This is a genomic window from Lacinutrix himadriensis (assembly GCF_001418105.1).
In the GTDB taxonomy this organism is placed as follows: Bacteria; Bacteroidota; Bacteroidia; order Flavobacteriales; family Flavobacteriaceae; genus Oceanihabitans; species Oceanihabitans himadriense.
In genome coordinates, this window is record NZ_LIQI01000022.1 from 122,198 (window position 1) to 140,761 (window position 18,564).

Below are 18,564 nucleotides of genomic sequence, written 5' to 3' on the forward strand. Positions count from 1 at the left end.
TTAATTCTTACATACGTGCATTTAGCCAAGCAATAACTTCTTGCTTCACTGCCTCGGCATTCGTTTCTTTTAACATTTCGTGTCTTCCTCCTTCATATAAATTAAAGGTAAAATCATGTATTCCACTTTTCTCAAATTGTTTGGCAACGCGTTTTACGCCTTTCCCCATTTCACCAACGGGATCTTTGTCTCCAGAAAACATCAAAATTGGTAAATCTTTTGGTGTTGCTTTAAAGGCTTCCGATTTATTGATTGTTTTCGAGTTTTTGATAATATCTAAAAACACACCCAATGAAAAATCTTCTATTCGATAAGGATCTTTAGCAAAAACATCGACTTGTTCTTCATCACGACTTAGCCAATCAAATTTGGTTCTATTGGGTTTGAACTTTTTATGAATTCGCCAAAAAAGACCGATTTCAAAAATTCATTTCCTCTTGCTCTTCCGCGAAAAGCGGTTACTGTAGACGCTGCCACAAGTCCAACATTCCCTAATCCTTTTATAAAACTTGCGGTTCCAGATAAGATTAAAGCATCTAATTCTTCACCATATTTAGTGACGTACATTCTACTAAAAAGCGATCCCATACTATGACCAAATAATATATATTTCGTTTTGGGGTTTTCGACTTTCATTAGATTGGATAACACATGCATGTCTTCTATACAATCGTCAAAATACTCGTTACCATCATAAAAGCCAAACAAGCGTTTCATCTCTGCAGTTTTACCATGTGCACGATGATCATTAGCATAAACCGAATAGCCTTCCTCTTGTAAAAGATGTGCCATACCATCATATCTACCGGCATGTTCTCCTAATCCGTGTGCGATTTGTACAACGCCTTTAAAAGGCACTTTTGGGTTCGCTTCCCATTTATAATAACAAATGGATTCGCCATCTGTAGATTTAAATATATGTGTATTATAAAACATTAATTATCGTTCTAGAAAAGCAGTTAGCAACTTCATGAATTTTGCTTTACTTGCTGCAGTTCCTGTTATTTTAATTCGCCCTTGAATTTTTAATTCCTCTAAAAGCAACTTGCCTTTATACAAAGCAAATAGGTTTTCATCTTCAATTTCGATTAAAACCTTAGGGTCTACGTTTTTCTTCTTCTTAATAACGGCTACTGTTTTTGTAAAATCTAGTTCCCAGCCATCTGTTCTATCTCCTAAATCTAATTGCATATGGTATAAACCTTTAGCCGACTTCACTTCTTTAGGATTTTCTTTTACATACTTTTTTAAAGCCGTAAAAAATGGTCCACTTTTGCTTTTAACTTGTTGTACTGTTTTACTATCAGATTTATCTTTTCCTAGGTTTTTAATTTGTTCTTCCAACTCGTTAGCAGATTCTCTAATATATCTAGAAAAGACATCCGCATCTGGCATTGTTTTAGAATCTGAAGTTGTAGTAATACTCACTTGTCCGTTGTAACTAAATGCAGCAATAATCAATCCGAAACCATCTACAACAGGAGTCAAACCAAAAATAGAAACTACTTTATGTCCGTTTAAATACAATAAACCTCTTGGCCCCGGAACATTAGTAATGGTAACATTAAATGGTGGTCTGTGTAAATCTTTAATATTGTATTTACTGTATAATCCAGCTGCTAAATTTGCTAAACCAAAAGGAACCACGTCTGCCATTTTTGCCAGTGTTTTTGCTCCCATAGTATTGTGTCTCGATTTACCCAGCATGGTTTGTTCTTGAATATATTCTAAACGTTCTAACGGATCTGCGATATGTGTTGCTAACTGAATCATCATATTAGCAATTTGATTATTCATTTTATGGTTGCTGCCTTCTGTACGAATAGAAATTGGCACATTGGCAACCAAAGGATGTAATGGTAGTTTTTCTTTTTCAACTAAATAACGACGAAGCGCTCCTGCGCAAATAGCAAGAATGACATCGTTAATGCTTCCTCCCATTGTTTTTCGAAGTACGTTAATTCGTTCGAAGGATAAAATGGCTGTTCCCCAAGTTCTTTTGGCTGAAATAGTGCCATTAAAAATGGTAATTGGAACTGGAAACTTTGTGGAACTAAATTCTCTTTGAATACTTAGTTTCTTGGCTGCTTTGCTTTTTATAAAACTGTAAGCCGTTTCTGCAATTGTTTTTGGTATTCTAAACGGATTCTTTAAAAAACCATAACCACTTTTTAGCAGTAAACTAAGTTCGTCTGGTAATGGTTCTGGATTAAAAGGTTTAGGTTTAGAACGCTTTTTCTGCTTGCCATCTGCATCACTATCATACAAAACACCCATAATACCAACGCCAGAACTACCATCAATCATTACGTGGTGTACTTTTGTTACTATAGCAACAGAGCCTTTTGGTACTTGCGCAATTTCGTCTATTCCTTCAATAAAATGCATCGACCATAATGGTCTACGCAAATCTAAAGGTGCAGAAAACAGGGTAGATGTTAAATCTCTTAAGGTTTTCCAATTGGAAGGATCTGGTAATTTAATACGATTTAAATGCAAGTCGATATCAAAATTTGGATCGTCTACCCAATACGGATAATCTAAATCCATAGGAACACTTAATAATCGTTGTCTGAATTTTGGCACTAAATGCAATTTGGAAGCGACAATCTCTTTAAAATCTTCAAACTTTAAAGAACCCTCAACAATATTCAAGGTTGCAATATGCATCGGACTTGTTGGTGATTCTGCATATAGAAATGCAGCATCAGAACCTGAAATCTGGTGGATTGAAGTATCGAAAGCATCTTGCACAATATCCTTCAAATCAATTTTTTTTGCCATTATAAATTATTTGTATTTATGCTGTTCTTTTAAAATATTGCTAATTCTATATATTTAATGTGAAAATTTAATGATTTTATCAAAATAAACCACAAAATAAACGGTATTTTTTACAATATACGATATTTACACAAAATACTATGCATGCATAGTATTTTAATTTAAGTAAGATGTTGCATCGTGAAGTGCGCTACTAAAAATTTTGATAGTTATTGATTTTAATGTTTTTAGCTTGTAAATCAAACATTAAATTAAACAATCCGAAAAACGTTCTATTCAAATAAATAAAATGTTTAGAACCTCTGTTGGCGTTCATTTTATTAGATCTCGTACTTTTAAAATAACGTTCCCCAATAGCAGCTATCTTCTCAAAAAATGCGGGATCTGAAAAATCAAAAGTTTCCTCTCGAAAAGGCTGTGTAAAAAAGCTTAGCACATCGTGAAACATATTGGTGAAAAATGCTATTTCTTCTTCGGAATCGTCTTTTCTTAAAATCTCTAATTTCAATAATTGCTTATGAAACCGTTTAGAATCATCCAGTATTTCTTTATTAAATAATTCGAAATAAGGCAAGTAAAAATCTTCCGGAATGATTTTCATACAACCAAAATCGATGGCAATTAATTTTCCTTTTTCGGAAACTAAAAAATTACCCGGATGCGGATCGGCATGTACTTTCTTAAGCGTATGCATTTGATATAAATAGAAATCCCATAATGCTTGTCCGAGTTGACTGGCAAGCTCCGCGTTAGTATTTATTTTAGCAAATTCGGAAAGATGCATCCCTTCCATCCAATCCATTGTAATGATTTGTTGTGAAGAGAAATCTTCATAATATCTAGGGAATTCTAAATTAGGAATATGCGCACATGCAGCAACGACTTCTTTGCTTTGTTCTATCTCTAGCAAGTAATTCGTTTCTTCTAACAGCTTCCCTTCAACTTCTTTAAAATATACGTCGGAATGCTCTCCTTTAATATTAAACATTTTCATAGCGATGGGTTTAACCATTGCCAAATCGGATAAAATACTATCTGCAATTCCTGGATACTGAATTTTTACAGCTAAGGTTTTCCCATCTTTTTCGGCTTTATGTACTTGTCCGATACTCGCTGCATTTATTGCTTCCGGATTAAAAGCATCAAAAATTTCACTTGGGAATTTACCAAAAGACTTTTTAAAAGTTTTTAAAACTAATGGTGCAGATAATGGAGGTACTGAAAATTGCGACAAAGAGAATTTTTCCACATAGGCTTGCGGCAAAATGTTTTTCTCCATGCTTAGCATTTGCGCCAATTTTAATGCAGAACCTTTTAAGTCTTTTAAACTATCGTAAATATCTGTAGCGTTAGATTCGTCCAAACGTTCTTTGGCTTCTTCTTCGGAATGCACCATTTTATCGCCATAATATTTCAGATAATTTACGCCAACTTTTGCTCCCGTTTGCACCAATTTGGATGCCCTTTGAATTTTAGAAATCGGTATGTTTTTAAGTGTTTTCATACTCATGCCCGTGAAAACGGGTATCTTTTTTTAATTTATAGACCTACACCGTTTTAAAAACCTTGCAGGACTACTATTTCACTTTCTCTTTATATAAAAACTTCGCCAAATCTATTATATTATTCAAAGACTTGGTATTTAACAATTCGAAACTGGTGTTTAGTGATTTCTCAATAAAAATATCTGTTTTTTCAAAAGCTTCCGAAGTATCATCGAGCCAAAACTTCATAGTAAACAAGAACTGAATCCAGAAAGATTCTTTAATGGTTTTCTTTTGAATATTTTCAATGGTATCTACATTCAGACTAATTGTTTCTAGATCTAAATCTTCTACAAATGCCTTAAATCCACGTTTTAATCTGGAAAAGGTAGAAAATGCTTTCAGCTGATTTTCGAAACCTTTCAAATTGATTTTTATAAATTCTTGATTGAGCGACAGGTTTTCAAAAAAAGTATAATACAAACTGAGCATCTTGTCTTTTTTAGTAAACGAAATATACTCTGGCGTTTGCTTTAAAATAGCCACTGAATTTTCAAAAAGCAATAAATAAATATCCTTTTCTACATCTTTAAAAGAGGCAAAATGGGTGTAAAAAACTTCTTCATCTAAAGCATGTATTTCCGTAAAACTTGCTACCGATTCTGGTTTACTATGGTGTTTTACCACATAATCCATGTACATGGTGAGTATATCTGAAGCTGCAACTTTCTTTTTCTTGGCCATTAATCAAATGTTTGCTATAAAAGTACGAAACGTTTTGACCAAAACGAAGATCTATAAAACAAAAAAGGTTGTCTCTACAGACAACCTTTCTAACCAATCAACTTAGTAATAAACAAAAACTTTAATACTATGCTATAAGCTTAGTAAATCTTTTTTTGCTAAGTTTTACGTGTTTTTTCATACCTGCTAAAGCAGTAAAAACTAAATCTTGATTTGTTGCAGCTATTTTCAAGCTGTCTTTTATTGCTTTACTAGCAACCGTTTGCCATTGCTCTGCAACAACTATCGTTTCACTAACAACGCCTTCTGTGGTATTTAGCGCATAATCATTAGCCGATTCTGCAACTTTTCTTGTTTTCTTTAATGCTTTAAAAACTATGTTTTTTGGAGCATCTAATATTGATTTTGTACGCATATCAAATTACTTTTTATAAGTTATGGTATTATTTTGTTGCTTCTGTTTTAACTTCAGCAACCTTAGGAGCTACTTCCGTTTTAACCTCAGCTACTTTCGCTACCGTTTCTTTTTTAACTGCTATTGCTTTTTTAGCTACCGTTGCTTTTGCTTTAGGAGCTGCTTTTGTTACTGCTTTTTTAGTTGCAGTTGTTTTTTTAGCTACTGTCTTTTTAACTGCTGCTTTTTTAGGTGCCGCTTTTGCTACTACCTTAGTTGCTTTAGTTGTTTTACCAACTTTAGCTGTTGTTTTTTTAGCTACTGTCTTTTTAGTTGCTACTGCTTTTTTAGTTACTTTCTTAACTTTCGCTTTAGGCGTTTCCTTAGCTTCTTCAATAATAGCTTCTCCTTTATTAATGATCTTTGAAGCTTGATCTAACATATCTCCTTTAAGTTCATTATACTTAGCCATTCCCATGTTTTTAATATCTTCAGAAACTTTTTCTGCTTTTTGAACCATTGGGTTTTCAGAAACTTTCTCTGTAATATCTTCTACGATATCTAATACTTTTTTAGCTACTGGATTGTTAATCGCCATGTCTTTAGCTTTCTCAACTAATGCTGCATCGTAACCAACTAAATCTTTCATTTTATCTGTTCCTGTTACAAACTGACCTTTTACAGCTTCAGCAGTATCAAAAATCATATTGATTTGTTGCTCTCTTATTTTCTCTGACTTCTTAATTAACTTAGAAGCTAATTTTTGCCATTTTTCACCATTATCTACAACCGTATTAATTGTAGCTATAGATGCGTTCACTAATTCTGTATTAATTTTCTTTACAACGTTAGTATCGTTCTTTACTTTACTTGTTGCTTTTTTTGCTACTTTTTTAGTTTTAGTTGCCATAATATATTGTTGTTATTGTGTTGTTATATTTAATTCTGGTACAAACATACAATCAGCGAGTTACAAATGAGTTGCACTTGTGTATGCGTTCCTTTTATTTTTGAAATTATTTAGATTTTGCGATAAACTTTACCGCTTTTCCTTTTACTGTTTCTAAAGTATTAAAAACCATATCTTGATTTTTAGCAGATGCTTTTAAACCTTTCTTTACTAGTTTTGCAGAAAGACCTAATCCCTTCTCCGTTAAACCAATAGATTTTGTGAATACTTTTTCTGTAGTGTTTAAAGCGAAATCATTTACTTTCGTAGTTAATCCTAATACTTTATTTGTAGTACTGTTGATTAATGTTGCTTTTGTTTTAGTAGCCATAATATATTGTTTAAATGTGTTATATCTTATTTTATGGTACAAACGTACAATCAAGTAGTTACAACTGAGTTGCAAAAACGATGCTTAGCGATTTTTTATAAGAAGGAAGAATAAAAACTTGAGTAAAAACAAGGGTTTACAGCGAATGATTATTTTTAAAATATTTTACAATTAAATATTTTCAATCTCCTTTAGAAGATTTTTTGTAGCAGGAAGTGGTTCAATTCCATATTCTTTATCTAGCACATCAGCACATTTTTGATAGGCTTTGATGGCTTGTGGTCTATTCCCTTTTTTAATATAAGCTTGCATTTGAAGTCGGTATGCATCTTCCCAAGTATTATCAATTGCAATTGCACATTGTGCCAAACGAATACTTTCTAACGGATTTTCATTTAATAAAATTTCAGCAAGTATTACATAAGCGCCTAAAATTAGGATTTGAATTTTCTCGCGTTCTTCCGAAGACCAATCTTCAAAAACGCGATTTGGTAAATACACACCTCGATATAAGGCAATAGCTTCTTTATAGGCTTCTTTAGCAATGGCTTGATCTTCGCCAAAAGCTTCGTTACCTATAATAATATATTGTTCTAAAGCTTCGACATCAATCCAAACTTTTTCTAAATCTAATTGGTAACTAATGCCTTGTCGAATCACAAAACTAGGTTCCGTTCTAGAAGGTCTTTCAGGTTCTAAAACTTTATTAACTCCATGCAATGCGACTTTAAAATCTCTATCGTCTCCATCTTCCCAAAGATGATCCATGATTTTTTCTTTATGAAGGGCATGCCGTTGTCTATTAGAAATTAAATACTGCAGTAATTGCACGGTTTTATCTCTTCCCCATTTCTTGGAATCTACTTTCTCATTATGTATCCATAGATGAAACTGTCCCAAAGTCTGAATACGAATAATCGCATCCTTTTGAAACTGTTTTAATTCTATTAATCTATCTGGAAGTGGATTCATGTATAAGGCTTACTTCTTTTTAGTAGCTCGTGTAGTTTTAGCTGTTTTCGTAGTTTTGGTTGCTTTAGTTGGAGTGCTAATAGCATCTACTTTAGCATTTAATTTTTTAATCTCATCTGCTAAACTGCTAATAGAATCTTTTATAGTATTAAAATCAGATCGAGAAGCATTTCGCCATTGATCGATATGTACTTTATCCATTAAGTCTTCGCCTAAATAACTAATTTGATCTTGTATGTTTGCGACTTGCTTTCTAGGATCTTTAATAGTTTCTAGGATTACTTTCGGACCTTCTTTTGAAATGGTTTTCCAAAGTGAAAAACTCTTTTTCAATAGAGAATCCTGCACTTCTGGAGTTTCATGTTTTGTAGCTTCCAAAGTTAAATCGGCTAATTTGGACTGTATAAAAGCTACAGCTTCTTTAAAATCTGAAAAACTCTTATCCTCACCACCTTGTACATGCGATACTTTTCCGCGCCATTGTACTTTTGATTCCCCATCTTCTTCAAAAATAATCTGGTTAAACCGAACCATAAAGGATGCTGTTTGGTCTGCTTTTTTAGCCATAATTTTAAAATTTTATCCGTTACAAATTACAATTCTTTTTTGAGAAATGAATTGCTCCGGAAACGGAATACCATATTTAACTTACAAAATAATTCTTATGCACGCATAGTATATTAAAATAATTTCGGTACTTTATGTTTTAATATTTCAAAAAGTTGTTCATGCATAAAAAATACGTAATCGCTTTTGACCAAGGCACAACCAGTACCAGGACCATTATTTTTGATGAAAAAGGTACTATTTTAGGTATATCGCAAAAAGAACTCACTCAACACTATCCAGAATCTGGCTGGGTAGAACACGACCCTATCGAAATATACAACGACCAAAAAGAAACTTTTGAAACCGTTTTAAAAGACACCGGAATTCTTCCGGAAGAAATTGCAGCCATAGGAATTACCAATCAAAGAGAAACCACTGTGGTTTGGGATAAAGAAACGGGCGAACCTATCTACAATGCCATTGTTTGGCTAGATAATAGAACCAAAGACATTTGTAAGACTTTAAAAAAGGATGGCTTAGGAACTTATGTTCGAGAGCATACAGGATTAGTTATTGATGCCTATTTTTCGGGAACCAAATTAAAATGGATTTTAGATAACGTACCAGGAGCACGTAAAAAAGCCGAAGCTGGAAAACTTTTATTCGGAACGATAGATAGTTGGTTAATCTATAAATTTACTAACAGAAAGCAGCACCTTACCGATCATACCAACGCTTCCCGAACTATGCTGTATAATATTAAAGATTTAAAGTGGGATGCTACGTTGTTGGCTGCTTTAGATATTCCGAAATCGATGTTACCAGAAGTAAAAACCTCATCCTCTAATTTTGGTGCTGTAACTTTTAACGGAATCCAAATCCCTATTTATGGCGTTGCTGGCGACCAACAGGCAGCTTTGTTCGGACAAGGAGGATCGGAAGCAGGAATTGCGAAAAACACTTATGGAACGGGTTGCTTCTTATTACTTAATAATGGAAAAGATTATGTGTCTTCTAAAAACGGACTCATCACCACACTAACTTGCAGCTTACCCAACGAACCTGTCAACTATGCATTAGAAGGTAGTATTTTTATTGGTGGCGCATCTATACAATGGTTACGCGATAAGTTGTTATTCATTAAGGATGCAAAAGAAACTGAGGCTATTTGTAAAAGTATTCCGCCATTAAAAGATTTATATGTGGTTCCCGCTTTTGCAGGATTAGGCGCACCATATTGGGATGCCAATGCAAAAGGTGCCATCTACGGAATTACACTAGATATTGGAAAAAATGAAATTATTAAAGCAACTATTGAAGCATTAGCCTATCAGACCAAAGATGTCATAAAAGCAATGGAAGAAGATAGCGGAAAAACACTAACTTCCTTAAAAGTCGATGGTGGTGCAAGTGCGAATAATTACCTGATGCAATTTCAATGTGATATGCTTGATGTTATTGTGGAAAGACCAACAATGTTAGAAATAACTGCTCTTGGAGCTGCCATGCTAGCAGGATTAAAAGCTGGTATTTGGTCGAGAAAAGACATGGAATCCATTCGAGATATAGATCAAGTTTTTACGCCAAAAATGGATATAAAAACAAGAATTCAAAAATATGCAGGCTGGTTGTCGGCTATTAAAAGAACCAAAACCTTTAATGACGAGGAATAAATATTGCATTATAAAAACACAAACAATTAATTTATTTCCTGCAAGGTCTCCTTTTGTACCTTGTAGGTATTATACCTAAACAAACAATACCTACAAGGTTTTCAAAACCTTGTAGGATAACCAATGACAACGCATTTTCCATTGGTATTAAATATAAATTTGGTTTTAAAGGAACCTAGCAAACAAATATGAAAGCAAAACCATTTTCTATTTTAAATAGAGCCGAAGATCTTAAAACCGTAAGCACCCAAAAATTTAATCTTGTTATTATTGGCGGTGGTGTTACAGGAGCAGGAATTGCTTTAGATGCTGCATCACGAGGACTAAAAACCTGTTTGATTGAGAAAAATGATTTCGCTTCTGGAACGAGTAATAAATCCACAAAACTAATTCATGGCGGTTTGCGTTATTTAAAGCAATTGGAAATTGGTCTAGTGAGAGAATCTGGTCGAGAACGCGCTATTGTACATAAGCTAGCGCCACATTTAGTGATTCCAGAAAAGATGCTTTTACCGCTTGTTGAAGATGGTACTTATGGTAAAATGATGACTTCTATCGGATTAAAAGTATATGATTTTTTAGCCGATGTGGAAGGGGATGATCGTAGGAGAATGCTAGACAAAGCTGAAACTTTAAAAAAAGAACCACTGCTTGATGCCGAGACGATTCTTGGTAGTGGTTATTATTCGGAATACAGAACAGATGATGCACGACTCACCATAGAATTACTTAAAAAAGCTTCCGAATTTGGAGCAACCATTCTTAATTATTGTGAAATGGATGCTTTTGTTTACAATACCAAAAAGGAAATAAAGAGTATTCAATGTATCGATCATAATTCGGGAGAAACCTTTAGCATTAGATCTAGAAATTTCGTTTCCGCTACTGGTCCGTGGGTAGATAAATTACGAGAGAAAGATGCTTCCAAAAACAACAAACATTTACATCTAACAAAAGGCGTACATATTGTTTTTCCTATTGAAAAATTCCCATTACAACAATCGGTTTACTTTGATGTCGCAGACGGACGTATGATATTCGCAATCCCGAGAGGAAGAGCAACCTATGTTGGCACCACAGATACCGACTATTTTGGAAACTTAGATCGCGTAGTTACCACAAAAGCAGATATTCATTATTTGCTAGATGCCGTTAATGATGCATTTCCGGATATTCATTTAAAGGAAGAAGATATTGAATCGAATTGGGCTGGATTACGTCCTTTAATTCATGAAGAAGAAAAAGACCCTTCCGAATTATCTAGAAAAGATGAAATATTTGTTTCTAAAAGTGGCTTAATTTCTATTGCTGGCGGAAAATTAACAGGATACAGAAAAATGGCACAACGTGTAATGGATGCCGTTTTAAAAACGATGACTGATAAGCAAGAGTCGAAATTAAAAGATTCATATACCGAAAAAATAGCACTTACCACAAATGCGATGACTTCGTCTAAAGAAGTGAAAAAATATCAAAAAAAATTACGCTTAAAGCTTCAAGAATTCGGAATAGAAAACGATTATTTTGCTTGGTATTTGACTTCCAATTATGGTAAACAAGCGAATGATATACTAGAAAAAATGCAATCCTTTACCGATGAAAATCCGGAATCTAGACTCATTAGAGCCGAGTTATGGTATGGTATTCATCATGAAATGATTAATAGTCTTGCTGATTTCTTTGTACGACGAACCGGTAGACTGTATTTTAATATTTCTAGCGTTGCAAAATATGAAACGTTAATTACGAAAGACTGCACACAATACTTAAACTGGGATGCTGCTCGAATTGCTAAAGAGAAAGAAACATTAAGCATTCTTGTAAAAGATGCTACCCATTTTTATGATGAAGAATTGAATTAAAAAAGATTTAGGTCATTTTAAGGTTTAAACAAATTATTCCGAATAGCATACAAGACGAGTCCAATTCTGTTTTTTAAGTTTAGCTTGGCATACAAAACATCTCTATATCCTTCAATCGTTTTTGGACTTAAAAACATTAAGTCCGCAATTTCTTTATACGTTTTCTCGCTACATGCATGTGTAATAAACTCTATTTCTCTGTCTTTTAAAACCATTTCATCTTCTTCCTTAGTCAAACTACCTATTAAAAGTTGTGCTATGGTATTGGTATGATAATAGCCTTTTTGTAATACCTCATTTAACGCTTCTTCTAAAATTTCCTTTTTAGTATCTTTTACTAAATAGCCTTTTGCTCCTGCCCTAAGCATATTTATAATTGTTTTCTCTTCGGTTTCCACAGATAGCGCTATTACTTTAATTTGCGGATGATGTTGTTTAAGTTCTGCTGTAGCATCTATACCATTTAAGATAGGCATATTAACATCCATTAAAACAATCTCTGGGATATTTTTAGGGTCTTTTAACATGGTTAATAGCTCCTTTCCATTTTTACAGGAATATAAAGTTTTAAAATTTTCGAACCCATTAACAAGTTCACTTATGGCTTCTGATAATAAAATATGATCGTCTACTACGACTACGGAATGCTTCATGAGATATTTGTGTTTAATGGATATAAAATAGTAATAGAGGTACCGCTGTTATCCTTTGTTTGTATGGTAGCTTTGGCTCCAATTAACGCTGCTCTATGAATCATGTTTTTTAAACCTTGTCCTTGAGTAGGTAGTAAACTATCAAAACCTATCCCATTATCTTTAGCCTGTATTTCTAATCGCGTTTCAGAATATTTCAATACCACCTTTAAATTAGAGGCTTGAGAATGCTTTATGGTATTAGAAAAAAACTCTTGCAAGATTCTAAAAAGCACTATGGCTATATTGGCATTAATCTCTTGGGTAGTTCCTTTTATTTCTAACTGGGTTTCCAAAAAATTAAGTTTGTTAAAACGATCTAATTCTTGTTTTAAAGCAGCTTCTAAACTTAAGTCTTTAATAGTATCTGGATTAATATTTTTAGATAAGGCTCTTAATTCATCTAATCCTTTAGCTATACTATTAGCAGCCTCTTCCATTTTTACCGGATCGTCTTTAGCGTTTTGTGCTTGTATTTTTGCAAGCGTCATTAACTGACCAATATTATCATGCAATTCCCAGCTAATATTACGCAAGGTTTCTTCGCGAATTTCTATTTGTGTTTTTATTATTTCCTGTTTATAATTAACTTCTGCATCTTCCTTGCTTTTTATTAAGGCATTTTTTCGTTTTAGGAATAGCAGAAAAAAAAGGACTACAAATACTCCTAAAATCACCACTATTACTAATGCTAGTATGATTGTTAAACCTTCCTTTTCGAACATACGATGAAGCCTGTAATTAAAATTAAACTAGAAAAAATAGTTATAGCCTGCTTTATATAAAATAAATAAAAATAATCTTCCAATTTAAAAAAATTGGTCTCTCCAATCTTAAATGGCGTAAACACAAGATAATATACAAATAGGGATACTGCTATCCAAAAAAATAAATCGCGATAGATATTGACTATTCTAGACGAGTTTAACATTTCGAAAAAATAATAAAACACACAAAGCATAACACTAAACCCTGCTAAAATAAAAGATTTCACTTGTGGTTGTTGGAAAGGATTAATTTTTTCAAACCCAATTTCATACATCAAACTTATTGCATAAAGAACTCCTAAAACAGATATTGTTTTTTTAAAGTTATTGCTTTCAGAAAATCTGTAGAACAACCAAAAAAGAAAATAAAAATTAATTATATTTCTTATATTAAAGACTATTTTATTATATCCAATCTCACTAACATGCCTACCATAGTATAGTGCAAATACTTCAACAAGCACTATAAACCACAAGGATACAATATATAATCTGTACTCTAATTGTTTAAATGTATTCCAGAAAAAAAGCGCTATGATAGCAACTATTAGCTGTATAATACTATAATTGTTAAACAATGCATCGTAAATAGTATTCATTATCATATTCAATTAAATTGACCTTTCTTTTTATTGAATTTTTTTTGGAGGCATGTCATTAAACTCATTTGCACTAACACTTGTATGTTCCATCATAACCCGCTTCTTTTTAGTTGCTTTTGGTTTTAATAAAGGAAGTACGGTTGCTAATTGGTTTTCATTTTCCACTTTCCATTTAGAATTAGATGCTGTATTATTATAAACGGATCTTAAAGGAACAAAAGTTCCCACGTATGGATCTTCACCAGCCTCATGTTGTATACTAAACGGAATATGTTTTTCTATCTCATCTCTTGCAATACTGTCATTACTATCGTCATAATAGGTAAGCGTTAGAAAATTGGTTAACCTACCGCGATGATCCCCAGATTTAGCAGGTTCATTTCCTCTAAATTTTTCATTCTCTTTTAAATGTATATTATTATCTTCCTCTAAGCCATAAGCTCCAAAATTAATAGCTATTCCGGTAATATCATTTAGTGGATTTTTTTGTTCTAATGCTTTTGCAAAATTTAAATATTCTTCTAACCATGCTAAGCTAACCCAAACATATTCTGTAGGATTGTAATCTTCTCTATTGTCTAACTTTGCTTCCACAGACTTAAAGTTCCCTTTCTTTTTTAGGTTTTCCGATTTAAGATTATTTGCTATTCCAGTATTAAAACTTTTTTTATTAAGCTTTGCTTGGTTTAATTCGTGAAGTTCTTTTTCATCCAATACTTTGGAGTCCTTCTCTATAGGCTCTGGATCTACATCATCGACCATACAAGGAACCCCTTTTTGTATATTTCTAATAGGTTCTAAAAATCGATTTGCGTAATTGGTATATAATTCTTTAGATTCTGCTATACTAATAGCATGAAAAGAGTTTTCATAGGTTGCAATAGCCTTGTCTGCATCTAATTTATTACCACATTTACAAATAAAAATATAACCCAATAATAGTACACATATAGTGAGTAATGCAAAATTGATTGTTTTAGCTTTCATGATTTCTGATTTTAAAGTTATTACACAAAAGTAAGTTACATCATTTTTTTTATCTCAGGTAAAAACCCCTTTTTAAAGGAGTCATTTATCTGTTTTTTCTCAAATAAACCCTCTATCCTTTTCCGTTTAAAACCTCTTGTCTTGGTTTGTTTTTCTCTACAACTTTGTAATCCACATTTCGAAGTGCTATTAATCATTATCTAGGCGAAAACCGAAAAGCCTTTATTAAACAGAGTAGGTGAAATTAAATATTATATTATGGCAACAAATGAAAATTTATCTCTATTAGAATTATTTGCTAATGAATTAATTGAAATTCCAAAAGCTATTGAAACTGGATTATTAAAAAGTTTTGATGATCAAGACATGAATGATGTCGTATTAATATACACACCCATTCTTGCAAAACAGTTTAAAGAAATTTCTGAACTTATTAAAGAAAGCTTTAAGAATGGATCTGCTCAAGAAAAAAAGGATGCTACAAGCCTACTAAAAACTGCATCCGGACTAGAGCTTGCTAAAAGTGCAAAATCAATATCTAAAAACTTAAAATCTATTTCATCAAAACTGGGTCTAAACAGTATAATTAAGGAAATCAAAAAATTGATTCTTTTTATATTAGACCTCTTTAAAGCACCAAAATGGTTAATAGACATAATTCTAATTATTGACCAAATATTGAATGCTCTTTTTGGATTAGACTTACCCACTTCAATGTCCGAAATACTATCTAAAATGGAGCAAAATTATTTAGATGAACTTACTGCTCACTCAAGACTAAAAAGAGAAAGAAAACTTTTATTCTCTAATGAAGATGAAAATTAATTCATAAAATAATTATTCAGGTGGAAACCGAAAAACCTTTATTAAAAGAGTAGGTAAATAAATATTTAGAAATTATGTGTAAAGAAAATGGTTTAGAAAAAGCAAAATGTGAAGAGTCAAATGCAAAATTGATTATTCGTGCTAATAATTTTGAGAATGCAAAAGTATTAGTGAAAAAGAACGCAAAAGAAAATTCAGAAATACTAAAAGAATTATCTAATATAGAAAAAATGCTTGAATTAGCAGAAAAAAATGAGGATGACAAAAATGAAAATCAAGAAATTAGAATAAGACTCTGCAAATGGAAATTTTGTATTACAGTATTACAATTTTGGAAAAAAATTGACATTGACATAAATATCAATTTATAATGATTCATTAAAAAAAGCTTAGTACTTAAAAGGTATTAAGCTTTTTTTCCTAAAAATTAAACCCGAAACTACCTGTAATACCAAATTTTCTGGCATCTGGATAATTGGTTTCGTCTAGATAATTTCCTCTAAAATTAAAATCAATTCTAAAGACTTTAAAGATATTATCTATACCAAAACTATATTCGTAGTACGCTTTATTCGTTGGTGCTTTATAGACTAAACCTGAAGCATTAAGCGCTCTGTTTTCATTAGAAACTTCACCAACAACCGCTCTAAAACCAATTATTTCTCTCCAGTTTAACTTACGTAAAAAAGGAATTCGGGAAAAGAAACGTCCATTAAAATTGTGTTGTATGTGCACAGATGCGTACGTATCTGTTACAAACTCGTAATAATCTAAGTTAGAAAAGGTGTTATAAATAGAAAAATAACTCTGATTTCCAGGAACGACACTTAATAGTCCTAACGGAACTTCGCCAAAGGTTTTCCCTACTTCTAGCGTAGTATATAATCTTCCTAATCCACCAACAGACCAAGGCTGTAAGTAGGAGAATTGCACCTTAGTATAATCAAAATCACTTTTAAACATGTTTTGATTACCATTGCTTACTTGTGCAAATATTCTTGCGAAATTATCGTTTGCTTCCCTACGTTCTACACCAAAACCTGTCATTTTTCTTTTCGGAAAATAAGAAACAGATAAAGAACTTTCAAATTGTTTTACTTCCGATTCTACTCCGGTTGGAGTATTATAATCTAAACTAAACGTTGGAGATGCCGACTCTAAAGTTCTGTAGTTTCCGCTTAATCTAAAAACCACGTTTCTTACCGGCTCCATTTCAACGGCAAGACTGGTAAGATTAATAGACGTTAGTTTATCATTAGTTCCAGTACCTACAATAGATGACGACGCTAAGCTTCTACCTAAAACATCTGTGGATGTGGTTAGACTCGCTCCTATTTGTTCTACATCTCTTCGGTTTCCTCCAGAAATAATAAATCTATTTTTTTTGTTTAAAAGTACTTTTCCAGAAATACCATATTTAAACTTATCGTCTTTAAAACCATAAGCGGTATATCCTTCTATACGCCAAAGATCATTTTGTCCGAAATACGTTCTTCCTCCAGCTCTTAATCGCACACCCTCTACTTCATTAAACCCAAAAGTGGAAAATATGGGTCCGTAATCTAAATTATAACTTGGCATTTCAATATATCCGGATGCCAGAATGCTTCCTACATTATAAAGACGCTTAAACTTTTTAACGGTTTTTAAAGTGTCTAGCATTTTATAAACCCCTTTTTCGTCTTTACTTAAAGCTTCCATTCGGTTATCTTCCCAAAAGTCGTCTTCTCTATTATAGACATCCTTATCGTAATTATATACTTCCTGACTGTAGAATTTTTCGTCTTTCGGGATATCAAAAGCATAATTATCATACAAAGTAGTACGCTTACCGTAAACACCGCGAGCTTCTTCTTTTTTATTAAAAGAGAAATCCGACATAAAATAATCTCGTTTTAATAATAGTAACGAATCATTTAATACATCAAATTCTTGCTCTATATAAATTTCTTTTACCCAGTTTATATTGGCACTTTTGGAAGCTTGCATGTTGATTTCCTTAATGGCATACGTAGTATCTGCAACCCAGAAGTCCCCTTTAAAGGTAAGTTCGTTTTTACGTCTTGGATAATAGATGATGTTGTAACACCATTTATTATCTCTATATGTACTATCGGATAAAACGTAATTGTATGTATTAATTCCTGTTCTAGAAATTGGACTAACAAAACTCTTATCGAAAAACTTTAGATAGTTATCATAAATATCAAACTCAGAATATAGATCATTCACAAAATCAATAATGACTTGATTATCGCTAAAACCGGAGTTTTTATTTCCTAGCAAATCTATTTTTTCTTTATTAATAGTATTGTCTCCATAAATTTTAGAAACGGCTTCATTAATAAATATTGGCAAGTATGTTTTTCCTGTAACACGAGAAGTATCTACCTCGTCAAATACAAACTCCATACCTTTAAACAGCTTACTTTTAATAAGGGAACTATCTATAGTATTAAGATCGAATTCCACTTTTTCGTATTTATCGTACTCGTATTGTTTGAATTGCTTTAAACCATTCTTTCGTTTGTGCTCCCAAACTTTTTTAAGAATAGCAATTGCAGGGTTTTCAGATTCTTTTTTAGACTGTTTTCCGGTAACAATCACCACTTCATCTAAGGATCCTTCTTCTTCTTTTAGAATAAATTTAAGATCGTAATTAACTCGTTTTTCCAGGGGAACATCTAAAGTTGCAAAACCTATAAAGGAAACAAAAACGGTATCCCAAGTAGCATCAGACTCTAAATAAAAAGTTCCATTTTCATCTGTTATAGTACCTTCGGAAGAACCTTTAAAGATAACATTAGCAAATGCTACAGGTTCATTAAACTCATCGTATACTTTACCACTAACTTTGGTTTGTGCAACAACGGAAACGATTCCGAAAAAAAACAATAAGAGAATTAATTTAAACTTCATTTAGTCCATCTGATTTCATTATACAAAAAA

General features: G+C 32.5%; 18 protein-coding genes. 4 read left to right on the forward strand and 14 right to left on the reverse strand.

Annotated features, from left to right (window positions below; translation table 11 throughout):
- Positions 1–7: 7 nt before the first annotated feature.
- The 10 genes from AMD28_RS19025 to AMD28_RS08295 all read right to left on the reverse strand — a co-directional run bounded on the left by AMD28_RS19025 (position 8) and on the right by AMD28_RS08295 (position 8,225).
- On the reverse strand, positions 8–427 hold the full coding sequence (locus AMD28_RS19025) for a serine aminopeptidase domain-containing protein (protein ID WP_152975570.1): 420 nt from the start codon (positions 425–427) through the stop codon (positions 8–10).
- Positions 355–936: an alpha/beta hydrolase gene (locus tag AMD28_RS19030; RefSeq protein WP_152975571.1), complete on the reverse strand. Its 582-nt coding sequence runs from the start codon at positions 934–936 to the stop codon at positions 355–357. Before AMD28_RS19030 ends, AMD28_RS19025 begins: the two co-directional genes overlap by 73 nt.
- Before the next feature lie 3 nt (positions 937–939).
- Positions 940–2,784 carry a WS/DGAT/MGAT family O-acyltransferase gene (locus tag AMD28_RS08260; RefSeq protein WP_055443677.1) on the reverse strand — a complete coding sequence of 615 codons (1,845 nt, stop codon included), beginning with the start codon at positions 2,782–2,784 and terminating at the stop codon, positions 940–942.
- Between the two features lie 193 nt (positions 2,785–2,977).
- Positions 2,978–4,288, reverse strand: coding sequence for an ABC1 kinase family protein (locus AMD28_RS08265; RefSeq protein ID WP_055443678.1), 1,311 nt, complete (start codon positions 4,286–4,288; stop codon positions 2,978–2,980).
- Positions 4,289–4,361: 73 nt separating this feature from the next.
- On the reverse strand, positions 4,362–5,012 hold the full coding sequence (locus tag AMD28_RS08270; RefSeq protein WP_055443679.1) for a TetR family transcriptional regulator C-terminal domain-containing protein: 651 nt from the start codon (positions 5,010–5,012) through the stop codon (positions 4,362–4,364).
- Between the two features lie 127 nt (positions 5,013–5,139).
- Positions 5,140–5,427, reverse strand: coding sequence for a hypothetical protein (locus AMD28_RS08275; protein ID WP_055443680.1), 288 nt, complete (start codon positions 5,425–5,427; stop codon positions 5,140–5,142).
- A gap of 28 nt (positions 5,428–5,455) precedes the next feature.
- Positions 5,456–6,316 (reverse strand): hypothetical protein, encoded by an 861-nt coding sequence (locus AMD28_RS18770; RefSeq protein ID WP_055443681.1) that lies wholly within the window; start codon positions 6,314–6,316, stop codon positions 5,456–5,458.
- Between the two features lie 106 nt (positions 6,317–6,422).
- On the reverse strand, positions 6,423–6,686 hold the full coding sequence (locus tag AMD28_RS08285; RefSeq protein WP_152975572.1) for a hypothetical protein: 264 nt from the start codon (positions 6,684–6,686) through the stop codon (positions 6,423–6,425).
- 171 nt (positions 6,687–6,857) lie between these two features.
- On the reverse strand, positions 6,858–7,658 hold the full coding sequence (locus tag AMD28_RS08290) for an AfsR/SARP family transcriptional regulator (protein WP_055443683.1): 801 nt from the start codon (positions 7,656–7,658) through the stop codon (positions 6,858–6,860).
- 9 nt (positions 7,659–7,667) lie between these two features.
- Positions 7,668–8,225, reverse strand: a complete 558-nt coding sequence (locus AMD28_RS08295) for a hypothetical protein (protein WP_152975573.1) — start codon at positions 8,223–8,225, stop codon at positions 7,668–7,670.
- A gap of 161 nt (positions 8,226–8,386) precedes the next feature.
- On the opposite strand from AMD28_RS08295, the gene glpK reads away from it, so the two are divergent.
- On the forward strand, positions 8,387–9,880 hold the full coding sequence (gene glpK, locus AMD28_RS08300) for a glycerol kinase GlpK (protein ID WP_055443684.1): 1,494 nt from the start codon (positions 8,387–8,389) through the stop codon (positions 9,878–9,880).
- A 188-nt stretch (positions 9,881–10,068) separates the two neighbouring features.
- The gene (locus tag AMD28_RS08305) at positions 10,069–11,742 is read left to right on the forward strand and encodes a glycerol-3-phosphate dehydrogenase/oxidase (RefSeq protein WP_055443685.1); all 1,674 of its coding nucleotides are present in this window, start codon (positions 10,069–10,071) and stop codon (positions 11,740–11,742) included.
- A gap of 17 nt (positions 11,743–11,759) precedes the next feature.
- Here the strand turns inward: AMD28_RS08305 and AMD28_RS08310 are convergent, their stop codons facing one another.
- The 3 genes from AMD28_RS08310 to AMD28_RS08325 all read right to left on the reverse strand — a co-directional run bounded on the left by AMD28_RS08310 (position 11,760) and on the right by AMD28_RS08325 (position 14,790).
- A complete protein-coding gene (locus AMD28_RS08310; RefSeq protein ID WP_055443686.1) occupies positions 11,760–12,395 on the reverse strand; it encodes a response regulator transcription factor in 636 nt (211 codons plus the stop codon).
- Positions 12,392–13,159, reverse strand: coding sequence for a sensor histidine kinase (locus tag AMD28_RS08315; protein WP_055443687.1), 768 nt, complete (start codon positions 13,157–13,159; stop codon positions 12,392–12,394). Before AMD28_RS08315 ends, AMD28_RS08310 begins: the two co-directional genes overlap by 4 nt.
- Before the next feature lie 671 nt (positions 13,160–13,830).
- On the reverse strand, positions 13,831–14,790 hold the full coding sequence (locus AMD28_RS08325) for a hypothetical protein (RefSeq protein WP_055443689.1): 960 nt from the start codon (positions 14,788–14,790) through the stop codon (positions 13,831–13,833).
- A 258-nt stretch (positions 14,791–15,048) separates the two neighbouring features.
- Here AMD28_RS08325 and AMD28_RS08330 point away from each other — a divergent pair, with 258 nt between their 5' ends.
- Entirely contained in the window at positions 15,049–15,615 is a 567-nt protein-coding gene (locus AMD28_RS08330) for a hypothetical protein (RefSeq protein WP_055443690.1), read from the forward strand.
- 74 nt (positions 15,616–15,689) lie between these two features.
- On the forward strand, positions 15,690–15,986 hold the full coding sequence (locus tag AMD28_RS08335) for a hypothetical protein (protein WP_055443691.1): 297 nt from the start codon (positions 15,690–15,692) through the stop codon (positions 15,984–15,986).
- A gap of 49 nt (positions 15,987–16,035) precedes the next feature.
- Here the strand turns inward: AMD28_RS08335 and AMD28_RS08340 are convergent, their stop codons facing one another.
- Entirely contained in the window at positions 16,036–18,534 is a 2,499-nt protein-coding gene (locus AMD28_RS08340; protein ID WP_055443692.1) for a DUF5686 family protein, read from the reverse strand.
- Between the last annotated feature and the right edge of the window lie 30 nt (positions 18,535–18,564).